Here is a 22,239-nt window from a genome sequence, read left to right as displayed (position 1 = left end):
GAGCCGGGTTTAAAACCCGGCCTTGATCCGTTCGAACTCCTTCAGCATCTTTGCTTCCAGCTCGGGATCGACCGCATTGAAGAACAGGCTCTTGTCAAAAAAATCGACGGCCTTGTCAAAGCCGTAGCTTTTGATCAATTCGGGGTCGACGACGTCGAAGGCCTCCGCATTGGAGTGTGCATAGCCCCATGATTCAATTATGTACTTGCCGCTCGCCTGGCTTGTGAGCGCGTTCAGCATGTCATAGACCTGATCGTCGGACTGGGACGAGTTCTTCAGATGCACATAACCGCAGACCCATGTCGCGATGCCCTTGTCGGCATCCTTCATCATGATGGCCGGGACCTTGTTGCCGATCAGGTTCAATTCCGACTGGTTCCAGCCCCATCCCATCACCACTTCCTTGCTGGCAATGGCCTGGTCCAACTGGCCGGCATCGGTCCAGTAGAACCGAACATTCGGGTGGATGGAGCGCAGGAAGTCTGACGCCTTCTTGAACTCTTCATCGGTCATGTTTGTGTAGTTCTTGATGCCTGTGGCAAGGGCGGCCAACGCATAAGCGCTGGGACCAGCATCGGGTATGGCGATCTTGCCCTGATATTTTGGGTCCGCCAGCAATTGCAGCGAGATTTCATCATCCGTGATCATGTCCGTGCGGTAGATGAGGCCGGTATTGCCCCACTCGAACGGCACCATGTAAACCTCGCCGTCGACGATAATGCCGTCGACATCCTTGATTGCCGGGAGAAGTTTGTCCCAATTCTCAAGACGGCTGGCATCAATCGGCTGTATCAGGCCGGCGGCAGCCCATTTGCGGGTTGCATCGGTGCAAGGGTGCGCTAAATCCGCCGAAAATCCGGACCGCAGCTTTGTGAAGGCCTCGTCCTGACTGCCGAAGAACGAATAGGACGGCGCGCTGCCGTGCTTTTCGACATAGGAGCTGAAAAAGCCCTGGTCCTCGTAGCCGGACCAGTCGAAGACGGTCAGGTCCGATCCCTGCGCCATTGCCGGGGCCGACCACAGCAGACTGGTCAGTCCTGCGGCCAGCAGCAAATCTCGTGTTCTGATTTTCATGTCATTTCCTCCCAATTCATGTTTTGGCGGCGGTGTCTGTGCGTTTGCCCAGATCGATGACCGACGCGTTTTGCAAGCCCAGCCACACGGCGTCTCCGCGCCGGTAGTCAACCGTGTGGAAATAGTTGGGCACGGCAACGGCGATGGGGGCATCCACGCCGTCGATCTTCACGTAGTAGTGGACGCTCTCGCCGTAGAAGGCGACATCAGTCACCGTGCCGCTGGCGGTGGCGTCGTAGTCGTCCGGTTCCTTCGCCGCGATCTCCAGTTGCTCGGGCCTTATACCGACGAGAAGAGCGCTATCATGTTCGCGAACATTCGGATTTACGTCGATGCGTAACGGTCCGAACCCCGCCGCTGTCACTTTCAGACCGTCCTTGTCTTCCCCCGTTTTCTCGGCCGGCAGGAAATTCATGCCGCCGATGAAAGAAGCGACTTCACGGCTACAGGGGCGGGCATAAAGAACCTCGGGTTTGTCGACCTGTTCCAGGCGACCGTTGAGCATGACGCCGATCCGATCCGACATGGTCATGGCTTCGTATTGATCATGGGTGACCATGACAAAGGTGATGCCGATCGATTGCTGCAGCCGACGCAGCTCCAACTGCATGGATTCACGAAGGTTCTTGTCGAGCGCCGAAAGCGGTTCATCCAGCAACAGGACCTTGGGACGCAGCACGAGGGCGCGTGCAAGCGCCACGCGCTGCCGCTGCCCACCTGACAGTTGGTCGGCCTTGCGTGCCTGGAGACCGCCGAGCTCAACCATTTCGAGGGCTTCTGCAACGCGTTCGTTTGCCTCCTGGCGGTTGAGACCGTTCTTGCGCAGGCCGAAGGCGACGTTGTCACCGACATTCAGATGCGGGAATATCGCGTAGCTCTGAAACACCATATTGGTGGGGCGCTTGTTGGCGGGAATGTCGTGCATCGACTGACCGTCGATGGAGATGTCGCCTTCTTCGGGCTCCTGAAATCCGGCAATCATGCGAAGCGCTGTGGTCTTGCCGCAGCCGGATGGGCCCAGCAGCGAGAAGAATTCGCCTGCCTTGAGTGCCAGGTTCAGGTTGGACACGGCCACAAAATTGCCGAACCGCTTCTCGACGCCGTTCAATTCGATGATGTTCTGATCACTCATAATTCAGGTCGTCCCTTGTTCAGGCCGCGGCTTTGACTGACCGGCGGCGGAAATATTCCGCGATCAGCAAAAGCAGGATCGAGAAGAGAAGCAGTAGAGAACCCAGCGCCAGCGTGTTTGGAAGTTTGGCCGGGAAACGGATCTGGCTCCAGATATAGACGGGAAGGGTGGGCTGGTTGCCGGACAGGAAGAATGCCAGCACGAACTCGTCGAAAGACACTGTGAAGGTAACCAGCAGGCTGGCGATGATGCCCGGAGAGACGATTGGCAGCGTTACCCGCCGGAAAGTTCCAAAAACGCTCTCGCCCAGGTCAAACGCGGCTTCTTCCAGGGATTGGTCGAAATCGTCAAAGGCCGATTTCATGATCGAGACCGAAAAAGGCAGGGCGATGAAAACGTGACCTAAAATGATGGTTGTAAGGGACGGCCGCAGCCCGACGCTAATGAACAGAACCAGCATGGATGATGCGACAATGATGCCCGGTATGACCAAGGGCAGCATGACCAGCCCTTCCGAGACTTCGCGGCCTCGAAACCGGTAGCGGACATAGGCGCGTGCGGCGAACAGACCGAGCGCGGTTGCCAGAACAGCGGTGACCGAGCCGACTATCAGGCTGTTGACCAACGACTGAAGCATGGTGCTCGCTTCGGCCAATTGCGCGTACCATTTCAACGTGAAACCTTCTATCGGGAAGGCCACGATTGTGCCGTCGTTGAACGAAAACAACGGCAAAAGCAGAACCGGCAGGTAAAGGAACACCAGATAGAGCACGGCGTAGGTGGTCAGGCCCGGAAACAGACGCATTACCGATCTCATCGTATTTTCTCCCCGACACTGCGCACAAGAAATACGAAGACGATGGCGACAAGCCCGACCGACAACATCGCTATCAGCGACAGTGTTGCGCCTAGCGGCCAGTTATTTGCCGCTCCGAACTGCACCTGGATGAGATTGGCGATCATCTTGCCGTCGGAGCCACCCACCAGCGATGGCGTCACATAGTCACCAACCGTGGGTATGAAAATAATCAGGCAGGCGGCGATGATGCCGGGAACGGTAAGCGGCAATGTCACCCTGACAAACCGCTCCAGCCTGCCGGCGCCAAGATCCGTTGCCGCTTCCAGAAGACTGCGGTCGATTTTCTGCAGCGATACGTAGATGGGCAGAATTGCAAATGGGGCCCAGGCGTGGGCAAGCGTCAGGACCACGGCTATTTCGTTGTACAGCAGAAAGGTCAGCGGCTCGGAGATCAGGCCCAGCGTCAACAGAGCGCTGTTGAGGACGCCGTTAAAGCCGAGGATCAGCTTCCAGGAAAACACACGCAGTAGATAGCTGCTCCAGAACGGGATCGTGATCAGCAGGAGCCACAGGGTTTTCTTTTGTGTTCTGAATGCGATGAAATAGGCAATCGGGTAGGCCAGCGCCACGGTCGCCGCGGTCACGCAGCCGGCGATGGCAACAGAACGAATGAGCAGGTGACGTACAAGTGGATCGTTGAATGCTTCCTGATAATTGACCCAGGTCGGAGTCCGGTCGATGTCGACATAGGTCTGTGTCCAGAAGCTGTAAACAACGAGAATGCCGAGGGGCGCGGCCACCAGTAAGCCGACATAGAGCGAAGCAGGCGCACTGAGTGCCATTCCTTTCGAGGCGTCAGTCTTGATGCGCAATCCCGTCTCTCCCCACGTTCGGCGGATGAACTCGATACCGGCAATCGCCTTTCAAAATTAAAATGGATGATCGTCCATTTAATGTGTATTGTTATGGCACTCTGAGTCAACAGGAAATTCCGAAGGCTTGCGATTTCGTTGTACGGCGCTAAAAAAAGACAGTGAAATCAGTCCGGAATAGGGATGTGTTCGATTGGTGGAAAACGGCAGACGGCAACAGTTGAAGGAGCAAAACCGCGTCACGCTGATCGAAGCGACGCTGGACTCCATCGCCGAAATCGGATTTGCCCGAACCTCGGTCAGTGAAATAATCGACCGTGCAAATCTGTCACGTGGCATGATCCATCTGCATTTCGGCGGCAAGGATGCACTTGTCGAAGAGGCAGCCAAATATTCCAGCGCTGACTACTACGACAGCCTCGACGGTCTTTTGCAGACTGCCGGTCCCGAACCGCAGGAGCGCATTGAAGCGATCATCCGCAGCGATCTCAGCGAAAGAGTGCTCAACAAGCGGACCGTTAGCCTGTGGTATGCATTCCGCGGCGAATCCCGGGAGCGCGAGACGATCGCCGCATACAGTGACACGCGCGATGCCCGATTGCGTAATCTTGCTTTCGATGCATTCCTGAAGATTGCACGCCAGACAGATTTGCCCGATCCTGAAACCACCGCCAAGGATGCCACGCACGGTCTTCTGGCGCTGCTTGAAGGCATGTGGACGGACTTTCTGCTGCACCCGGAGTCCTTCGACCGGGACACGGCGATGCGCACGATATTCCGTTTCCTGTCAGCGCTGTTTCCCAGTTTTTTTGCCCTCCAGGGTGCCGTAAGGCGGGACCGGGAACACCGTTAGCTGTTCGGGCTTGTTCTGCTATTCCCGCCCCATCGATCAGCTGCGACCGATCCGGAGCTGGAACCGGACCTGGGGATGGGACGCCTGCAACCGGACGAATTCGAGGGCGCGCTTGTTTTGCTGATCGAACCGTGGCTTACGGATGGCGAAACCATCCCGGTCTTTGCCTGTGGAATGGTCGGCGCCTTTCAGACTTTTTTCAGACTTTCATGTCGGGCGAACTGTTTTCGCTTCTGGCTCACCATTCGATATTGCGGCACAGTATTTCCGAGGAGGGCGAAGATCCTGCGGCTTTCCTGAGTGCAGCAAAAAGAGCCGCTGAGCATCCAGAGAACATCGCTTTGAAACTGTTCGGATTGAGGGCCGCCTCACTCCTGAACTATCCGCAGCCCCAGGTCGCGCGCGCCAAGCTTTCCGGCATGATCATCGGGCACGAGATCGGTGTTGCAAGGACATTCTGGAGTGGCAGGCCAGTCGCGATTATCGGCACGTCCAAATTGTTATCGCTGTACCACATCGTGCTCGATGGGGAAGGCGCGGATACGCGTCTGGTCGGCACCAAGATCGCAGTCCTGTCCGGTCTGGCGATGGCAACAAGGCAGGTCGGCGCCGCCGCGGCTTGACGGACAATTGCAGCAGCGCCTTACGGTGCGGTAGTACGGAGGCCAGGTCAGGCGGCTTCGGCCTTGCTGATGCTGATGATCTGCGGTTGGGTCAATGCCTTCAAACCTTCGATACCGAATTCGAGACCAAATCCGGACTTTTTGGCACCGCCAAAAGGAACCATCGGGTGGATCACACCATGCCGGTTGATCCAGACCGTTCCGGCATCAAGCCTGCCTGCCACTGCCGCTGCCTTTTCGGTGTCCGATGACCAGACGGATGCGCCAAGGCCGGTGTCACCTTCATTGGCCATGCCGATTGCATCGTCCGTGTTGCTGTAGCGAATGACCGGCAATACAGGACCGAACTGTTCCTCTTGCACAAGCGGCGCATCGTTTTCGATATCGGTTACCAGCGTGACCGGAAAGAAATTGCCAGGCCCGTCGATGGAATTGCCACCACAGACAATTGTCGCGCCCCTGGCTTTGGCGTCTTCGGTGAGGCGGGAAACGATGTCCAACTGCCTGCGGTTTTGAACCGGTCCCAGGACAATGCCGTCGTTCAGTCCGTTGCCCATCGGCATGGCTTCAGCGAGCCCTTTCAATTTCGCGACCACCGCGTCGTGAATGTCTTCGTGCACATAGAGCCGCTTGGCGCAGGCGCAGGTCTGGCCCTGATTGATGAAGGCGCCCCAGAAGAGCCCTTCTGCAATCGCTGCCGGATCGGCATCGGGAAGCACGATGGCCGGATCGTTGCCACCCAGTTCCAGAGTCAGGCGGGCCAGGTTTTCGGAAGAGGCCTGAATGATTTTTTTGCCGGTGGCCGCCGAGCCCGTGAACATGATCTTGTCGATATCGGGGTTCTCACACAAACGTCTGCCAACCGTGCCGTCGCCGCTGACCGTGTTGATCACGCCTTCCGGCAGAACCTTGCTGATCAATCGCACCATTTCGAGTGTGCCGATCGGTGTATATTCTGACGGTTTGATAACCACTGTATTGCCGGCTCGGATCGACGGCATGATCTGCCAGGTGGCAATGAGCAGCGGCCAGTTCCATGGCGCAATGGCGGCGATGACGCCAAGAGGTTTGCGGTGGAGTTCATCGCGTCGCGTTTCGTCTTCAAAAACCACTTCGACCGGCAGTTCAAGATCGGCGGGAACGTTTGTCCAGTCCACACACGCTTGTATTTCAAACTGCGATCCCGGACCGGTAAGCGGTTTTCCCTGTTCGCGGGTAACGAGTTCGGCCAGGTAGGCGGCATTTTCTTCCAGCACGGCTGCTGCCTTGACCAGGTATTCCCGTCGATTGGCATCGGGCAGGGCCGCCCAGGCAGGCTGGGCCTTTCTTGCAGCGGCAATGGCTTGGCCTATCTGTACATCTGTGCTTCTCGCCACCAGTCCCAGAACTTCGCTGGTGGCCGGATTGTAGGATTCGAATGTCTCTGTCGATGCGAGCGGTTTTCCGTTGATGATGTTGTCGTAGGTTTGCATTCTTCGATGTTCCTTGCGGCTTGTGGCACAACGGTCCGAAGACTGCCTGCACGAGGGCAGGCAGTGCTTGTCGAATCGGCTGTCGCGACAGGCGGTTCAAAAGGTCCGGATGGCGTCAACGCTCTCCGTGACGGCTGAAATGGCCGTTGTCTTCACACGGGTTGTGTGACGCTGCTGCAGACGATGTCCCGGCTGATCAGCCAGCCCTCGCCGGTCGACTGCCACAACACCATATAGCTGCCGCTGTCGGCGACAGCGTCACCGGCAACTTTGAGTGTGTAGCTGCCGATCTCTACGACCGTGTCGTCTTTTTCGACCAGTTCGTCTGTTTGCAGTTCGAGTGCTTTCAGTCCGGCCGAGATCATGCCGCCAAATGCGGATTCTATCTGTGAGCGGCCGACGGCCGGATCAGCGTTCGGCAGCATAAACCGGGCGTTATCGGTGTAAAGCGCGCCGAGTGCCTTGAGATCCCCGACGGCAAAGGCCGACATCATCGCTGCGTTGTTTTCATCGATGGCGTTTTTAACCTGGGCGGTCATATCAATTTCTCCTCTGATTGGCGTAGTCCATAAGGTCGGCAGCGATATCGCCAACCTTGCCGCGCACCGCAGCTACGACTTCCGGCGGAGCAGTTTCCGGACCGCCGGAATTGAAGGGCGGCTGCGGCCGGTATTCGAACAGAAGCTGCATTACATGAGCCGTCGGCTCATCTGTCAGTTCGGCAATGACCGTGAGCGCAAAATCGAGGCCGGCGGTAATGCCGCCGCCGGTGATCCTGTTGCGGTCGACCGCCACGCGTTTGTCGACAAGCTTGACCTTGTCATAGGATTCCAGAACGTCGCGGTAGGCCCAGTGTGTAGCGGCTTCATAACCGTCGAGCAGTCCGGCTTCCGCAAGGATCAGCGCGCCGGTGCAGACCGATGTGACGTAGCGGGCCTTCTCGCCGGCCTTGCGGATAAAATCGATGACTTCCGGATCTTTCATCTGCGCCAGCGTGTTGCCGCCGCCGGGCACGACGAGCACATCGATTTCCGGGCAATCGTCGAAGCCGTATTGGGGTGTCAATAGGGCACCGGAATCCGAAGCGAAGGCCTCGTTGGTCCTGGCGAATGTGAATGTCTCGAACGCATCGACAAACGAGAACATCTGCAAGGGCGCGTACGCGTCCATCATGGTCATATGGGGAAACAGATAGATTCCCACCGTCAGCTTACTCATCTTAAGCTCCTTTCGAGGTTGAACGATGATTTGAAATGTGGCGGCCACCTTGCGACCGCATCCGCTATTGCAGCGTATCGGGAAGCGGTGGCGGATAATCGCCGGCCGATCGTTGAAAGCGGCTGCGGAACTGCTGCGGATTGACTTTCAGCCGGCGAACGAAGGTGCGGCGCATTCGCTCGGCGTTGCCAAAGCCGCTCGCGGCAGCGATGGCGTCGATCGGGATCGACGTGCTTTCAAGGTGCCTTTTGGCGGCGTGAAGACGCAGTTCCTCAACATATCTGCCCGGTGAGATGCCGACTTCGGAGGTGAACAGCCGGGCAAAATTGCGGGTGCTCATGCACATGCGCTCAGCCAGCCGCTCGATGCATAGATCTTCGCTGAGATTGTCCATCATCCAGTTTTGCAGCGCGGTGATCGAGCGGTTGCTGCTTTGCTGTCTTGGCAGGAATGAACTGAACTGTGACTGGCCTCCGGGGCGCTTGAGAAACATCACCCAGTTTCTGGCAATGTCCAGCGCGACCTCGCGGCCATGATCCTCTTCGACAAGTGCCAGCGCCATGTCCATTCCGGTGGTGATGCCAGCCGACGTAAATGTGTTGCCGTCTTTCATGAAAATGGCGTCCGGTTCCGTCTTCACGTCGGGAAAGGATGCAGCAAATTCATCAGCCCAGTACCAATGGGTTGTCGCCGTTTTTCCGTCAAGAAGTCCGGCTTCGGCCAGCAGAAAGGCGCCCGTGCAAACGGACGCGGTTCTTCTGGCTCTGGGAGCGTTTTCGGCAATCCAACTGATGAGCGTCCGGTCCTGTCTGGCCGCCGCCATGTCGAGGCCGCCGGATACCATCAAGGTGTCGATCTGCTTGTCGGAGAACGCTTCCAGCGGCTCGCTCATGATAAGCAGCCCGCCCGGCGATGTCCTGACCGGGCCGCCGGCGAGGGTGGCAACCTTGACGTCGTAACGGGAATTGCCGCCTTCAAAAACGGACGTTGTTCCGGAAAGGATGTCGAGCGGTCCGACGATATCGAGAGCGCTTGCGCCGTCAAAGGCGACCATCAGGACCAGTTTCGTCTCAAATTCGTCGGTGCCAGTCATGCCGATTATCTCCTCCAAGCAAATCATAGCGGAGCTGGACTTGGCATCAATGACAAAGACCCCACCTTTTCTGCCAATCGGAGATGTGTTTTGGATCAACCCACATTGCCGGGGTGCAAGCGTGTTGCCGGCTTTCGACCGGAGAATACGGAGTCGCAACTCCGCATTCGGCCCGTCGTTGTAGTCCCGCAGGCGCAAAAAATCCCCGCTGCCAATCCTGTTGGTTGTCTCAAAAAATTACGCCAGACGAGTTCGAGGGCGCGCTTGTTTCGCTGATCGAACCGCGGCTTACGGAGGACCTGTATGTACACTATCCTGCCACTTCTCGAGATCGGGCTGGGCGTGTGCGTGATCTGGCACCAATGAATAAGCAACGTCTCGTGGTTGTGGACGAAGCCAATCCGCGCAGCTCACACGAGCTGGCACGAGACAATGTCTGAACATTACTGTGCCGGCTTACCCGCAACGATCCGATCGAGGATCAGCGCGCAGAACAAAATGGCGAGACCGGCGAGAATGCCCTGACCGGCGGCTGCATATTGCAGCGCCTCCAGCACATCCTCACCAAGACCCTTGGCACCGATAAGCGACGCGACGACAACCATGGCCAGTGACAGGAGAATTGTTTGATTGACACCGGCCATGATTGTGCGCGCTGCCAGAGGCAGATCGACTTTCCATAAGAGGTAACGTGGCGTTGCGCCGAATGCGAGCGCGGCCTCGCGCACCGTTTCGGGAACCTGCTGCAAACCCAGCACCGTGAACCGGATGACCGGCGGGCTGCCGAAGATCATGGTGGCGATGACGCCTGCGGGTTTACCCGAACCGATAAAGGCGACGACCGGAATGAGATAGACGAAGGAGGGCATCGATTGCATGAAATCGAGGATTGGCCGGATTATGGCAAAGGCTCGTGGACGGCGGGCGCAAAAAATACCCAGCGGAATACCGAGCGTTATAGAGATCAGAGCTGCGGCGCCCAAAAGTGCGATCGTGGTCATCGCCTTTTCCCAAAAATCGAGCAGTCCGAGATAAGCAAGAGCTGCACCTGTGAATATTGCCACGCGTGCCCCGGCCGACAGATAGGCAAGCAGGATGATGACCAGCGCGACAACCGGCCAGGGCGTTTGCACCAGGATCACCTCTATCCAGTCCAAAAGCGTCCGCATGCCGAATGTCAGATTGTCAAAGAAACCGCGCCCTGCGGTCTTGGTCCAGTCGAAGCCGGTCTGCACGCCATCGCCAACCACGAGGCGCCAGTTTCGGTCCGTGGGAAAGGTTTTCAGGACATTGAGAGCGTCCGGCTGTGCGAATTTGATTACCGACAGGCAGACGACCATCAGAAAAATACAGGTCGCAACGATCAGCCGCATAAGGGGCAAGCCGTGGGCGAGGGTGCGGTTGGAGCGCCATTTCGTGAACTGGCCTTCAAGCGTCCAGTTGGCAAGGGCAGCGCTGCCGAATTTGAAGATCAGAAGGCAGACAAGGCCAAAGACGACGAACTTGAGTCCCGTGGCGTCGGCCGCAGCGGCGGCGGCCTGCGCGTCGCCCAGCGCGGTTTCCAGGGCAGAAGCGGCGCGCTTCAGGGCTTCTATCGAGGAGGAACCCGACCTTTCGGCAGCCTCGATCTGCTGATGCCGCAATTCAAGCGTTGCGGCGATGCTCTCCGCGCGCTCACGGCTTTCGCGCCCCAGGTCGCCGAACAGGCCGCTGCCGATCTGGATATAGGCAAAAGTCTCGAGAACAAGTGTTGCCAGAAACCAGGACCACAATCCGCGTGCCCCGAACCAGATCGGGCCAAGGAGGCCGGCAACCCAATTGAGCGTGAAACGATAGCCTGGCGCCGCCATCATGTAGCGGAACGTTTTTCGGTAGTAGTCCGTATTCGTGCCGGCGAACTCGGTCACCAGCGCGTCGAGCTGTTCGGCGGTTTCCGGTTTGACTTCGTCAGTCAGATTGTCTTGAGCTACTTTAAGCATGGTTTCCCTGAATGGCCTGCAGAAGGCCAGCCCTGTTGATTACACCCACTGTCTGGCCGTTTTCGGTGACCGCGACGATGCCGTGTCCATCTATGCAAAGGTCCATCAGATCGCTGAGATCCATTTCCGGATGCGCCGTTCGCGCATCGGCCGGGACATCGCCATGTTCGGCCCGGAACTCGTCAACCGGTTTCATCACCGAATGGGCGAAAATCATGTTCAGTTTCGAAATCCCGGCAACGAAATCGGACACGTAATCGTCGGCCGGATTGAGAATGATTTCCTCGGGCGTTCCAATCTGGACGATGCGGCCGTCCTTCATGATTGCAATCCGGTTGCCGATGCGGATTGCCTCATCCAGATCATGAGTTATGAACATCGTCGTCTTTTTAAGCTTGGCGCTCAGCTCCATGAACTGATCCTGGAGCTGTTTTCGAATGAGCGGATCGAGGGCCGAAAACGGCTCATCCATCAGCAGGATTTCTGGATCGGCAGCAATGGCGCGCGCCAGGCCAACCCGCTGCTGCATGCCGCCGGAAAGTTCATGGGCGTATTTGTCCTCCCAGCCGGTCAGTTCGACAAGGCTCAGAACCCTGTCGGCCTCTTCCCAGCGCCGCGCCTTTCCGGTGCCCCGGATCTCCAGCGGCATCGCGACATTGTCGCGGACCGTGCGGTGAGGCATCAGGCCGAAATTCTGAAATACCATGGCGACGCGATGGTTGCGCAGGTCGCGCAAGGCGGAACCGTCGAGGCCCATCACATCGTCATCGCCGATGAAGATCTGACCGGCGGTCGGCTCAAGCAGCCTGTTCACATGACGTACAAGCGTGGATTTTCCCGAGCCGGACAAGCCCATGACGCAAAAGATCTCCCCTTTGCGCACTTGGAACGTCGCGTCCGCAACGCCGATCACGCAGCCATATCGGCTCAGCACCTCGGCTTTGCCGAGTCCATCGCTCTTGATCGCCGCCAATGCTTCTTTCGCCCGGTCGCCGAATACTTTCCAGACCCCTTTGGCGTTGATCGATATGGTCTCGGGTGCTGTGGATGTCGTCATGATTTCCTCGGCTGTTCTGCAGGCCGCCCGACATCGATGCGCCGGGCGGCGGCATGTTCCGTCAGTTCAATCCAAGCCAACCATCGACGGTCGTTCCGTTGGCGTCGATCCATTCCGAGACGACCGCATCTATTTCCTGGCCCTGAACGACGACCTTGTAGGTCAGTTCCGACAGAGCATCGGAGTCCATGTCGATCTTGGCAAGGAAGGATGCCGCCGCCGGATTGCGCTTCTCAAGCGACTTGGAGTGGGCCACACGTACCGTTTTCACCTGATCTCCGGATGTGATCTGCGACTTGTTGTACCAATCGGCATCCTGATCCGGTTGAATGATCGTGTATTGCGACGGATCGTGTTCGGGCTCCTCGATCATCGTGACATCATACAATGCATGCACGTAATGCGGCTTGTAGCAGTAGAATACGACGCCCTTCTTGTCGGAAATTGCGTCTTTCAAACGAGCATAAAAGACGGTTTCGTCCTCGGTGGTTGGCTCCAGAAAGGTCTCAATTCCATAATCGCGTACCTTGACCTTGTGCACATTGGTGGATGCCCAGCCGGACGCGCCGACCCAGATTTCACCCTTGCCGTCGCCATCGCCATCGTAGAGCTTCTGCGCATCGGGCGTGCCGAGGTCGAACACGGACTTTATGTTGTGTTCGTTCGCCATATAGCTGGGGGTGCAAAATCCCGATCGTCCTTCATAGGAGCCTTCGGATAGTGCCACGGTTTTCTTCTGGTCGACATATTCATCCGTGAAGGATGCCTGGTTCGGCAACCAAACATCCGGATGCACGTCGATGTCGCCCCTGCCACCATCCATGGCTGCAAAAATCACGGCATTGGCACCCGGCGCATAGCCCACTTCACCGCCGAGGCGCTTGGAGATGATCTGGCCGATGAGATTGGCCATGATTTTTGCCCCCGGCCAACTTGGCTCGCCGATCATGACCTTGCTCTGGGCGAGTGCGCCTGTCGTTCCCATCGAAAGCGCGGCGATTGTCGCCACCGTCCTGATAAACCTCATTGTCTGTTGCTCCTTCTGGTTTCGTTTATTTAACTGCGTGCTCTCTTGCGCTGCGGGTCGACGAATGGAATGTCGACCACCTTCGCTGAGAGCCGCTTCATGCGCCCGTCCATCTGGCCTATTTCGAGTTCGGTTCCGCTATCCGCGTGCTCGACGCTCAGGCGGGCCATTGCGATGCCGCACTCCAGGAAGGGGGAACGCGTTGCCGAGGTGACCACGCCCACTGGACGCTCTCCGGCGAAAACATGCTGTCCGTGGGTCGCAACCTCATCGGTATCCAGAACCAGCCCCTTCAGGAGACGGCGTTGCGAAGCGGCATTGCGCTCAAGCGCCGGTTTGCCGACAAAGTCAGATTTTCGGAGATCGACCGCAAACCCCAGTCCGGCTTCGAACGCGTCGACAGCGGAAGTAAATTCTGTCCCGGCAGCCATCAGTCCTGCTTCTATGCGCAGGATGTCGAGAGCGGCGTTACCCATCGGCTGGATGTCGTGTCCGTTGCCTGCTTCGATCAGTGCATCCCAAATTTCAAGCGCGTTGGACCGGTCGCAAAAGATCTCGTATCCCAGTTCGCCGGTATAGCCGGATCTGGTCAGCATGAACGGTGCGCCATCGCGGTCGCGCAGGCGTGCCATCGTCGCACCGAACCATTTCATGTCGTCGAGCGCTGGGACATGCGGCTGGGTGAACACAATCTCGCGCAACAGGTCCCGTGAATTCGGACCCTGAAGGGCGAGATTTGGCATTGCTCCGCCGAGCGCCGTTATCCTGACCTGAAGTCCTTCGCGGTTCGCAAGCCGGCTCAACGCGCGGCCGCTTTCCTCCGAACCGCAGCACCAGCGGAACAGGTCCGGGCCGATGCGGAACAGGGTTCCGTCATCGATGACCGTTCCCTGGTCGTCGCAAATCAGGGAGTAGGTGCCGCGCCAGACCGCCAGTTTTGCAACGTCGCGGGTCATTGCGCGCTGCAGGAGCGTTTCGGCATCCGGTCCAATGATGTCGAATTTTCTGAGCCCGCTCATATCCTGAAGGGTCACGGCATTGCGGCATGCCCAGTATTCGCCGATCGTGCCAACGGACGGAAATGATACGGGAAGCCAAAGGTCACGGGCGGGCTGGAACTGCTGGGTCAGGACGCTTGTTCGGGCGTGAAATGGGCTTTCTTGGCTGATTGCCAGCACGTTGTCTTCCTTTTCTCGATAGGCCACGGCGCGGCGTATGGGTGCTTGTGGCTTATAAATGCGGACATGAATGTCGGTCGGATTCCAACCGTTGATGGGATCGATATCGTCGGGGCACGCGGTGCTGACGCAAACGAGGTCATCCATCGCCTGCAGGGCCACATAGTCGCCGGGCCGGGACCAGGCTTCCTCCGACCTCAGGCGGTTGTCCGTGTGATTGATCCACGAATTGAAAAAGAAGTTGATCGCCGGCCAGGCGGCACGGCGCTTGACGCCGTAGGGTGCCAGCTCATTCGAGATGTTGTCCGAACAGTTGACGTGGCCGGGAAAGCCCCGTTCCTCGTAGCCGCGGGCGGTGCAGGCGAGCGCGAACGTATCGTGGCGACCAACCGTATCCTGCATCAGTTTAAGGAGCGGCCGTATGTCGGAATCCAGAAATTTGTCGAAAAGACCGGGCATCGGATAGGCGCCGCCGACGAATGTACGGGTGACCGTGCTGTCGATCATCTTTTCCCGTCCGGAGTGCAGAGCATCGGCCCGGAAAGCAAGGAAATCCGAACATTGCTGCCCTTCGATGTCGATAATCTGCACCACCTCTCCCTTGCACAGTTCATAAGCGTGCGCGGAGGCTTTCGGCACCGTAAATTCATCCCGAACGTCACCCAGTGGCGGCGGCAGAAGCGGCAGCGCGGTATTGGCTTTTTTCAGTTCCACGAGGATGCGGCCGACGCCGCCGATGTTCAGCAGGTTCTCTGCCGTAACCGCATTCACGATCCAAACGGTGCAGGGCTGCTCGGCCTTAACGATGAACGGTTCAGGAAGGGACGGCATGCGAAAGGCCACGATCTCATCCGAGGCGCGGCCGCCATTGCCAGCAATCCAGTCAATAAACCGTTGGCTCGCAAACTCGGACGGCGCCAGCGCGCTGTTGGCTGATAGGCCGAGGCTTTTCAATGCCGGTTCGCCGTTCTGTGCGAATGCCGCCAACTTTGGTGATGAGGAGGGTTCAAACGGTCTGAAGGAGAGGACATCTCCGGCTGAAAGATTAAAAAACTCTGCTTCGCGCGGTGCGATCGTCCGGCTCAGGGCCGGATGGGGCGCATCCAGCCCCGGAAATCTCCGGCCGAACCTGTGAATTGCCTGGTTTTTTACAGAAAGCAGAACTTCCGAAACCATCTTGATTTCCCTGTTGAACGCCTTATTAGGAAAATGTAACCGGTTACATTTGTCAATAGGTAGTTTATTTTTAACGTTGCGTCATGCAGGGTGACAGGATGAAAAACGCTTCGACCGACATTGAATCCAAACGGTCAAAATTGCGGGATGTAGCACGTGAAGCCGGTGTTTCCGTCGCCACGGTTTCCCGCGTTATCAACAATTCACCCCGGGTTACGGAAAAGACGAAACTCAAGATAAACGAGGTGATTTCGAGGCTGGGTTATGCTCCCAATCCGGTCGCCCGCGCGTTGACCGTCGGTCGGACAAAAACGATCGGCGCGGTCATTCCGACACTTGATCATGCCATTTTTGCGAATTTTCTCAGCGCCGTTGAAGAAGCGCTGGCTGCGTCGAAATACAGGTTGGTTGTCGCCACAACCGGCGGGGATCCTGATGTCGAACTGGAGCGGACACAAGCGCTTTTTGACATGGGTGTGGAGGGAATTGTGCTGTCGGGCACCGTCCATCGGGCCGAAATCGATCAGCTTTCCAGCCGCTATGAGGCACCGGTTGTCCTGACGTCATGCTACGACGAAAGGGCCTCTTATCCGACGATCGGATACGACAATTTTCATCTGGCCCAGCTTGCCATGAAACATCTGTTCGATCTTGGACACCGCGGCATCTGCGTAATTCATGGGCCGCTTAAGAACAACGACAGGACGCGGGCGCGTCTGGCCGGTGCGCGGGAATTCAGCAGCGAAGTCGAATTGACGGCGATCGAGACGGAACTCAGTGAGGCCGGCGGTTCTGAAGCAGTGGGAAAAATCCTGAAGGAAAAGCCCCGGCCGACGGCTCTTCTTTGTCTGTCGGACGTCATAGCGCTCGGTGCGCTGTTCGAACTGCAACGTGCATCGCTGAAGGTGCCTGACGATATCTCGGTCATGGGCTTCGACAATCTCAACTGGTCCGTTCATGCGGAGCCGGCCCTGACGTCGATTTCACTGCCGGTCAGGCGCATGGGCAAAAAAACGGCCGAGGCCCTTGTCCGGAAACTGGAGGACGATGTTGATATCGAATCCGTGCTGATCGGTGGCAGCCTCGTCGAGAGAGCCTCGACGGCAAGGCCGCCGCACTGATATCCGCACTGATATTTGACCAGGACGAGCTTTGAGGTGCGTGAAAAGCGGCTTCAATTATCGCACATAATGGAATATCCGGACTTTTCATTTGGCGTAAACAATGTGCACAGAATGATCCATATGGCTAAGGGCGTTCGGAATTGTATAAAAGAGTACGTGGTTTTCGGTGTATAGGCTTAGCGATGAAATATAAATTACTGAAAAACAAAGAAAAAATATTCGCCGTCGCGCCGATGATGGATTGGACGGACCGTCATTGCCGGTTTCTTCACCGGTTGCTGACGAAGCGTGCGCTGCTTTATACCGAGATGGTGGTTGCCGACGCCGTCATTCATGGCGACCGGGAAAAGCTGATCGGATTTGATGCCGTTGAACACCCGGTGGCACTGCAACTGGGCGGCTCTGAACCGGAAAAGCTAGCAGAGGCCGCCCGGATTGCCGCGGATATGGGTTACGACGAGATCAATCTGAATGTCGGCTGCCCGTCCGACCGGGTGAAATCCGGAAGCTTTGGCGCTTGTCTCATGCGTGAACCCGAACTGGTTTCGGATTGTGTCCGGGCAATGAAGATAACGGTGTCTATTCCTGTCACCGTCAAATGCAGGATCGGGGTTGATGATCAGGATCCGGAGACGGCGCTCGACACAATGGCGGATGGCGTCTTCGAAGCCGGCGCCGACGCGCTCTGGGTGCATGCCCGCAAAGCCTGGCTGCAGGGGCTGAGCCCGAAGGAGAACCGCGATATTCCGCCGCTCGACTATGATCGAGTCTTCCGGCTGAAAAAGAGTTTTCCCAATCAATTCATTGGTATAAATGGTGGAATTGAGGATTTGAGTCATGCATTGGCGTTGTCGGCGCATGTCGATGGTGCAATGCTGGGAAGAGCGGCCTATCACAATGCCGGGTTGCTTGCCGATGTGGACACAGAATTTTACGGATCAGCGGCCGAAGACGTCGACTGGACCAGCGTGCGCGACGCGATGATGGCGCATGCCGAACGGCATATTGCGGCGGGCGGGCGGCTGGTGCATGTCACAAGGCACATGGTCGGACTTTTCCACGGCCTGCCGGGCGCCAGACGGTACCGGCAGATCCTTTCGAACGGAGCCAGCCGCCATGATGCGGGTCCCGAGATTATCGGGGAGGCGTTTGCCGCGGTACAGCTCCGAGAGCCGCTGGTGGCATAATTGCCCGCATGGCTATGCGGTGTGATCAACGCCTTGTTATTGCTTGCCCCTTGAAATACGGCGCCTATCTAAGCCACAAATTGCCGTGCGCCCGCATTGCAACGCCGAACCGGAAACGAAAGCCACATGGATAGCACGCCGCTGAAATTCGATCTTCCCGCAGCGCTGTCGGAATATTCTCCGGCAGAACTGGAACGCCTTTCGGATGCGGGAGAGGTCGTCAAAGAAAACCTGCGGCTGCTGGCGAAGTCCGGGCAAAATCTCGTCGGCCAGTGCCTTGCCCACCAGGGCACCTTCTATGAGGAAGAGCACTATCCGAAGGGTGATGTGTATGACGGCGAGTCGCACGCCCAGTATTATTACCACGCGCACCGCCCGGAAAGCGGAGAGCACGGGCATTTTCACACATTCCTGCGTTCGGCCGGAATGCCGCGAAAGGTGAGACCCGCGCCCTATTCAGGCGATGCCGAGAGGCCATCCGGCAAGGATGCGCTGTCCCATATCGTGGCGATATCGATGAACCGGCCCGGCCTGCCCATCGGCATGTTTACGACCAACCGCTGGGTGACCGGCGAGACCTTTTACAGCTCGGAAGATGTCATCGACATGATCGACCGGTTCGATATCGAGCAAAGCTATCCGTGTCTGGCCACCAACAGGACGATTTCGGCTTTGATGCGGCTGTTCAAACCGCAGGTCGTGGCGCTTTTGAAATTGCGCGATAAAACGCTCACCGGATGGGCGGAGAAATATCCCGACCGGGACATTTACGAGGACCGGGAGCTTGAAATCACTTCGATTGTAGACATCAATATCGACCGGCAGATTTCAGAACTGAAAAAGGCGCGCCGGCTCGCCCGCAAGCGGTGAGTGAATGGCGTTGCGGCGCCATCAACCATGTTCGATTGGCTGGTGAATATAGCGAAAGTGCCTGCGTGATCTCCGGTGCGCTTTTGGCCAATCCAGTAAAATCCTCCTCTCAAAATGTTGACGGGTTTATCAAGCGATTGTGACCCGCAGGTTACCAGCAAGATCATAAGGTTGTTGCGTGGATGAGAAACGTACCCAGCCGGCGAAAAGTCCGGTCAGGCGGAGGAGATACTTATGGCGACAATCAAAACGAAATTGCTGACAACGGTTGCAGTGGTGCCGTTGGCGCTGGCAGGAGCTGCCGGGACAACATTCCTGTTGTCTGCCGGACTTGCCACACCAAGCGCTGCCACGTGCGCGGCAAATCCGTGCGCGGCTAAGAAACCGGCCGCATGCAACCCGTGCGCAGCAAAGGCCGCCTGCGGTGCGTGCAATCCATGTGCAGCCAAAAAGGCCTCTGCCTGCGGTGCCTGCAATCCCTGTGCGGCAAAGGCGGCATGCGGCGCATGCAATCCGTGCAATCCCTGCGCGGCTAAGAAAGCTTCAGCGTGTAATCCCTGTAATCCATGCGCAGCGGCGGCGTGCAATCCCTGTAATCCATGCAACCCGTGTGCTGCAGGTGCAGGTTCAGCCGCAACAGAATGTTATGTGCCAAGGCTTCAGCAGGCTGCTCTGTGCAACCCGTGCGCTGCCAGGACGGCATCGGCCTGCAACCCGTGCAATCCGTGTGCGGCAAAAGCCGCCTGCGGTGCCTGCAACCCATGTGCCGCGAAGACGGCCTCGGCTTGCAACCCGTGCAATCCATGCGCGGCTAAATCTGCCTGTGGTGCCTGCAATCCGTGTGCCGCAAAGACGGCATCGGCCTGCAATCCGTGCAACCCGTGTGCTGCCAAAAAGGCTTCTGCCTGTGGCGCCTGCAATCCCTGCGCGGCAAAAGCGGCCTGCGGCGCTTGCAATCCCTGCGCGGCCAAAAAGACCGCAGCGGCCTGCAACCCTTGTGCAGCAAAGAATCCTTGCGCAGCCGCAAACCCATGTGCGGCATCGCATTGCAACCCGTGCAATCCGTGCAACCCCTGCGGAGCGAGCTCGGCTGCCGCCGATCCGGATGATCTGAATCTCGGACCGGAAGAAGTCACGGCACTTTATGACTGTCTGAAATCGGAACTCGCCGCCCAGTACAAGGGTGGTGGACACTGGGCCGTCAACAGGTGGGAAAACTTTGTCCACTTCTCCAAATATCCATATCCGAGTGCAACGCATGGCAACCGGTTCGTGGTGAACTACACAAACAAGCTCGGGGCGGAAGCCTACGCCAAATACGGCGAGGTGAACCCTGTGCCGATCGGCACCACTTCGGCCAAAGCGAGCTTCACGGTTGACGCCAAGGGGCAGGCGTCAGTCGGACCGCTCTTCATCATGGAAAAGATGACGCGCGGATTTAACCCCGCAACGGCCGACTGGCGCTATGCCATGGTCATGCCGGGCGGTACCACGGCCGGGCTGACAGGAGGGCCGGGCAGCGATGCCATGACCTTCTGTCACGACTGCCATACCGGTGCGGAAGATGCGGACTATCTGTTCTTCCTCCCAGAGGAAGTGCGGGCAAGGTAACCTCCAGCTGCCCAACTGTGCCGCCGGCATTCATGTCGGCGGCATCGTTATGCGATCCCCCAAGTCTTTGACCAAGTCTCGGGCCGGCGTCGGGAATGCCGGTATTGAGCAATCATCCCGACGGGCGCTCAACACCCGATGTCGCGGGTGATAATCGCGTGCGAGTGCGTTAAGATCGCCTCATCTTTGGTGTTTCTGTATTGCACGAGGGGATTGTAATGGTCGTCTCCAAGCGTGACTTTCTAATTCGCATTGGCCAGGTCGCCGGCGCCGGAGTGCTTTATTCCGTCATGCAGGGGCTTGGGCATTTCCATGTTGCGCAGGGTGCCACACAAACACCCGTAATCCCGAAAGGCCAGTCCGGCAACAAATCGGTGCTGATCCTGGGCGGAGGAATTGCCGGTCTGAGCGCCGCTTACGAATTAATGCAGGCCGGTTACGATTGCCGTCTTTTGGAGGCGTCGGATATCGTTGGCGGGCGCTGCCGCACTCTCCGGCGCGGCGACGCGGTTTTCGAATCCGGTGCTGACGCCCAGATCTGCAAGTTCGACAAGGGGCTCTACATGAATGCAGGGCCGGCGAGAATTCCCAGTGCGCACCAGGCTGTCCTCGGTTATTGCAGGACCTTCGGCATCGATCTTGAGGTGTTCATCAACAACAATCGCAGTGCGCTCTTTCAAGATGATCGGATCAATGACGGGCACCCGGTGGAATCCAGACAGGTGCACCACGACACGGCAGGCCTGATTTCCGAGCTGCTCGCCAAGGCGATCGACGGTCATTTGCTCGACGAAGAGCTGGGAGATATCCACATAGACAGGCTTTTCGCGTTTCTGGGTAGATTTGGGGAACTTGACTATTACGGTACCTACGCCGGCGGTGGCCGCAGCGGATACGAATCGCTGCCCGGGGCATTCGAAAAACGGGGGCGTTTGCGCAGGCCTCTCGAGCTGAAAGATCTTCTGAGCTCGGATTTCTGGCGCTGGAAAATGTATTTCGAAGAAGAGTTCTTTCAGCAGGCCACCATGTTCCAGCCAGTCGGCGGAATGGATGCGATCGTCCGCGCCTTTGCGGATCGCCTCGGTGACCGCATCGAGACCCGGGCCGCGGTCACTGAGATCCACAACACCGAAAACGGCGTTCAGGCCACCTTCAACGCCGATGGTTCTGAAGGAAAAGTCGTCAATGCCGACTTTTGCATATGCACTTTGCCGCTCAAGGTGCTGGCGGGTGTAACGACCAATTTGTCCGCTCAACACAAAGAGGCTGTCCGCTCCGTTGCCTACATGCCGGTCGTAAAGATCGGTTATCAGGCCAATCGACGGTTCTGGGAAGAGGATGATGCGATTTATGGCGGCATATCCTACATCAATCATCCGATTACACAGATCTGGTATCCGTGCAGCGGCTATCATTCCGGCAAGGGAATTATGGTTGGGGCCTATGCTTTTCACGGTGACGCCGTCCGGCTCTCCGCGATGACACCAAAAAAGCGATATGAAACGGCCAAGACGGCGGGAAGCAAGTTGCATCCGCAAATTGGAAGCGAGGTCGGCAGGCCGATTTCTGTGGCGTGGCACAATATGCCGTTGGCCAAGGGCGCATGGGCTGTCTGGCGACGGGACCAGCGCGGCAACGAATACCGGACACTCAGCAAGCCGGACCGGAACATGTATTTTGCCGGTGAGCATATGAGCTGGCTGCCGGGCTGGCAGGAAGGCGCGGTTCTGTCCGCCCATGAGGTGGTCTCTTCCATTCACGAACGGGCTCAGACATCCAAGGGCTGATCCACGACGGCCGAAACCATGGACATCGGTTGAAAACCGGTGCACCATTTCCGTCAGGCGGTGAGCAGGGCAGCGGCGTTAAACCGGAATTTGCGGCTGGGGACTAC

Annotated in this window: 21 protein-coding genes; 8 read left to right on the top strand and 13 right to left on the bottom strand. The window is 57.6% G+C overall.

What is annotated here, in order from left to right; genetic code table 11:
• Window positions 1-9: 9 nt before the first annotated feature.
• Genes ABVT35_RS13915 through ABVT35_RS13900 form a run of 4 tightly spaced genes read right to left on the bottom strand, consistent with a single transcriptional unit; the run spans window position 10 to window position 3,877 of the window.
• Window positions 10-1,074 carry an extracellular solute-binding protein gene (locus ABVT35_RS13915; protein WP_368467187.1) on the bottom strand — a complete coding sequence of 355 codons (1,065 nt, stop codon included), beginning with the start codon at window positions 1,072-1,074 and terminating at the stop codon, window positions 10-12.
• 16 nt (window positions 1,075-1,090) lie between these two features.
• Window positions 1,091-2,206, bottom strand: a complete 1,116-nt coding sequence (locus ABVT35_RS13910; RefSeq protein ID WP_368467186.1) for an ABC transporter ATP-binding protein — start codon at window positions 2,204-2,206, stop codon at window positions 1,091-1,093.
• 19 nt (window positions 2,207-2,225) lie between these two features.
• Window positions 2,226-3,023 (bottom strand): ABC transporter permease, encoded by a 798-nt coding sequence (locus tag ABVT35_RS13905; RefSeq protein ID WP_368467185.1) that lies wholly within the window; start codon window positions 3,021-3,023, stop codon window positions 2,226-2,228.
• Window positions 3,020-3,877 (bottom strand): ABC transporter permease, encoded by an 858-nt coding sequence (locus tag ABVT35_RS13900; protein ID WP_368467184.1) that lies wholly within the window; start codon window positions 3,875-3,877, stop codon window positions 3,020-3,022. Before ABVT35_RS13900 ends, ABVT35_RS13905 begins: the two co-directional genes overlap by 4 nt.
• Window positions 3,878-4,073: 196 nt before the next feature.
• On the opposite strand from ABVT35_RS13900, the gene ABVT35_RS13895 reads away from it, so the two are divergent.
• From ABVT35_RS13895 to ABVT35_RS13885, 3 genes are read left to right on the top strand one after another with little or no spacing between them, the layout of a single operon-like run.
• The gene (locus tag ABVT35_RS13895; protein WP_368467183.1) at window positions 4,074-4,730 is read left to right on the top strand and encodes a TetR family transcriptional regulator C-terminal domain-containing protein; all 657 of its coding nucleotides are present in this window, start codon (window positions 4,074-4,076) and stop codon (window positions 4,728-4,730) included.
• Window positions 4,731-5,030 carry a 2-dehydro-3-deoxygalactonokinase gene (locus ABVT35_RS13890; RefSeq protein ID WP_368467878.1) on the top strand — a complete coding sequence of 100 codons (300 nt, stop codon included), beginning with the start codon at window positions 4,731-4,733 and terminating at the stop codon, window positions 5,028-5,030.
• Window positions 4,940-5,353, top strand: coding sequence for a 2-dehydro-3-deoxygalactonokinase (locus tag ABVT35_RS13885; RefSeq protein WP_368467182.1), 414 nt, complete (start codon window positions 4,940-4,942; stop codon window positions 5,351-5,353). The genes ABVT35_RS13890 and ABVT35_RS13885 overlap by 91 nt, the downstream gene beginning before the upstream one ends.
• 47 nt (window positions 5,354-5,400) lie before the next feature.
• On the opposite strand, the gene ABVT35_RS13880 is transcribed toward ABVT35_RS13885, so the two are convergent.
• The 8 genes from ABVT35_RS13880 to ABVT35_RS13845 all read right to left on the bottom strand — a co-directional run bounded on the left by ABVT35_RS13880 (window position 5,401) and on the right by ABVT35_RS13845 (window position 15,553).
• The gene (locus ABVT35_RS13880; RefSeq protein ID WP_368467180.1) at window positions 5,401-6,825 is read right to left on the bottom strand and encodes an aldehyde dehydrogenase family protein; all 1,425 of its coding nucleotides are present in this window, start codon (window positions 6,823-6,825) and stop codon (window positions 5,401-5,403) included.
• A 152-nt stretch (window positions 6,826-6,977) separates the two neighbouring features.
• On the bottom strand, window positions 6,978-7,364 hold the full coding sequence (locus ABVT35_RS13875; protein WP_368467179.1) for a DUF4440 domain-containing protein: 387 nt from the start codon (window positions 7,362-7,364) through the stop codon (window positions 6,978-6,980).
• Between the two features lies 1 nt (window position 7,365).
• Complete coding sequence (locus ABVT35_RS13870; RefSeq protein ID WP_368467178.1) at window positions 7,366-8,043, bottom strand: DJ-1/PfpI family protein; 678 nt, start codon at window positions 8,041-8,043, stop codon at window positions 7,366-7,368.
• 64 nt (window positions 8,044-8,107) lie between these two features.
• Entirely contained in the window at window positions 8,108-9,136 is a 1,029-nt protein-coding gene (locus ABVT35_RS13865) for a GlxA family transcriptional regulator (protein WP_368467177.1), read from the bottom strand.
• A 443-nt stretch (window positions 9,137-9,579) separates the two neighbouring features.
• Entirely contained in the window at window positions 9,580-11,115 is a 1,536-nt protein-coding gene (locus tag ABVT35_RS13860; protein WP_368467176.1) for an ABC transporter permease, read from the bottom strand.
• A complete protein-coding gene (locus ABVT35_RS13855) occupies window positions 11,108-12,172 on the bottom strand; it encodes a glycine betaine/L-proline ABC transporter ATP-binding protein (RefSeq protein ID WP_368467175.1) in 1,065 nt (354 codons plus the stop codon). Before ABVT35_RS13855 ends, ABVT35_RS13860 begins: the two co-directional genes overlap by 8 nt.
• A 61-nt stretch (window positions 12,173-12,233) precedes the next feature.
• Window positions 12,234-13,199 (bottom strand): glycine betaine ABC transporter substrate-binding protein, encoded by a 966-nt coding sequence (locus ABVT35_RS13850; RefSeq protein ID WP_368467173.1) that lies wholly within the window; start codon window positions 13,197-13,199, stop codon window positions 12,234-12,236.
• A 29-nt stretch (window positions 13,200-13,228) separates the two neighbouring features.
• Window positions 13,229-15,553: a DUF1989 domain-containing protein gene (locus ABVT35_RS13845; protein ID WP_368467172.1), complete on the bottom strand. Its 2,325-nt coding sequence runs from the start codon at window positions 15,551-15,553 to the stop codon at window positions 13,229-13,231.
• A 98-nt stretch (window positions 15,554-15,651) separates the two neighbouring features.
• On the opposite strand from ABVT35_RS13845, the gene ABVT35_RS13840 reads away from it, so the two are divergent.
• The 3 genes from ABVT35_RS13840 to ABVT35_RS13830 all read left to right on the top strand — a co-directional run bounded on the left by ABVT35_RS13840 (window position 15,652) and on the right by ABVT35_RS13830 (window position 18,734).
• The gene (locus tag ABVT35_RS13840; protein WP_368467171.1) at window positions 15,652-16,674 is read left to right on the top strand and encodes a LacI family DNA-binding transcriptional regulator; all 1,023 of its coding nucleotides are present in this window, start codon (window positions 15,652-15,654) and stop codon (window positions 16,672-16,674) included.
• Between the two features lie 185 nt (window positions 16,675-16,859).
• A complete protein-coding gene (gene dusA, locus ABVT35_RS13835) occupies window positions 16,860-17,864 on the top strand; it encodes a tRNA dihydrouridine(20/20a) synthase DusA (RefSeq protein ID WP_368467170.1) in 1,005 nt (334 codons plus the stop codon).
• A 126-nt stretch (window positions 17,865-17,990) separates the two neighbouring features.
• Window positions 17,991-18,734 carry a hypothetical protein gene (locus tag ABVT35_RS13830; protein ID WP_368467169.1) on the top strand — a complete coding sequence of 248 codons (744 nt, stop codon included), beginning with the start codon at window positions 17,991-17,993 and terminating at the stop codon, window positions 18,732-18,734.
• A gap of 215 nt (window positions 18,735-18,949) precedes the next feature.
• On the opposite strand, the gene ABVT35_RS13825 is transcribed toward ABVT35_RS13830, so the two are convergent.
• A complete protein-coding gene (locus tag ABVT35_RS13825) occupies window positions 18,950-19,246 on the bottom strand; it encodes a hypothetical protein (protein ID WP_368467168.1) in 297 nt (98 codons plus the stop codon).
• Window positions 19,247-20,006: 760 nt separating this feature from the next.
• On the opposite strand from ABVT35_RS13825, the gene ABVT35_RS13820 reads away from it, so the two are divergent.
• Together ABVT35_RS13820 and ABVT35_RS13815 are read left to right on the top strand one after the other, a co-directional pair.
• Entirely contained in the window at window positions 20,007-20,345 is a 339-nt protein-coding gene (locus tag ABVT35_RS13820) for a cytochrome P460 family protein (protein WP_368467166.1), read from the top strand.
• A 218-nt stretch (window positions 20,346-20,563) separates the two neighbouring features.
• Window positions 20,564-22,132 (top strand): flavin monoamine oxidase family protein, encoded by a 1,569-nt coding sequence (locus tag ABVT35_RS13815; protein ID WP_368467165.1) that lies wholly within the window; start codon window positions 20,564-20,566, stop codon window positions 22,130-22,132.
• The last annotated feature ends 107 nt before the right edge of the window (window positions 22,133-22,239 follow it).

It is taken from the genome of Hoeflea sp. TYP-13 (assembly GCF_040932035.1).
Taxonomy (GTDB): Bacteria; Pseudomonadota; Alphaproteobacteria; order Rhizobiales; family Rhizobiaceae; genus Hoeflea_A.
Note: the sequence above shows the minus strand (reverse complement) of the source record. Positions and strands in the feature narration are given on the sequence as shown.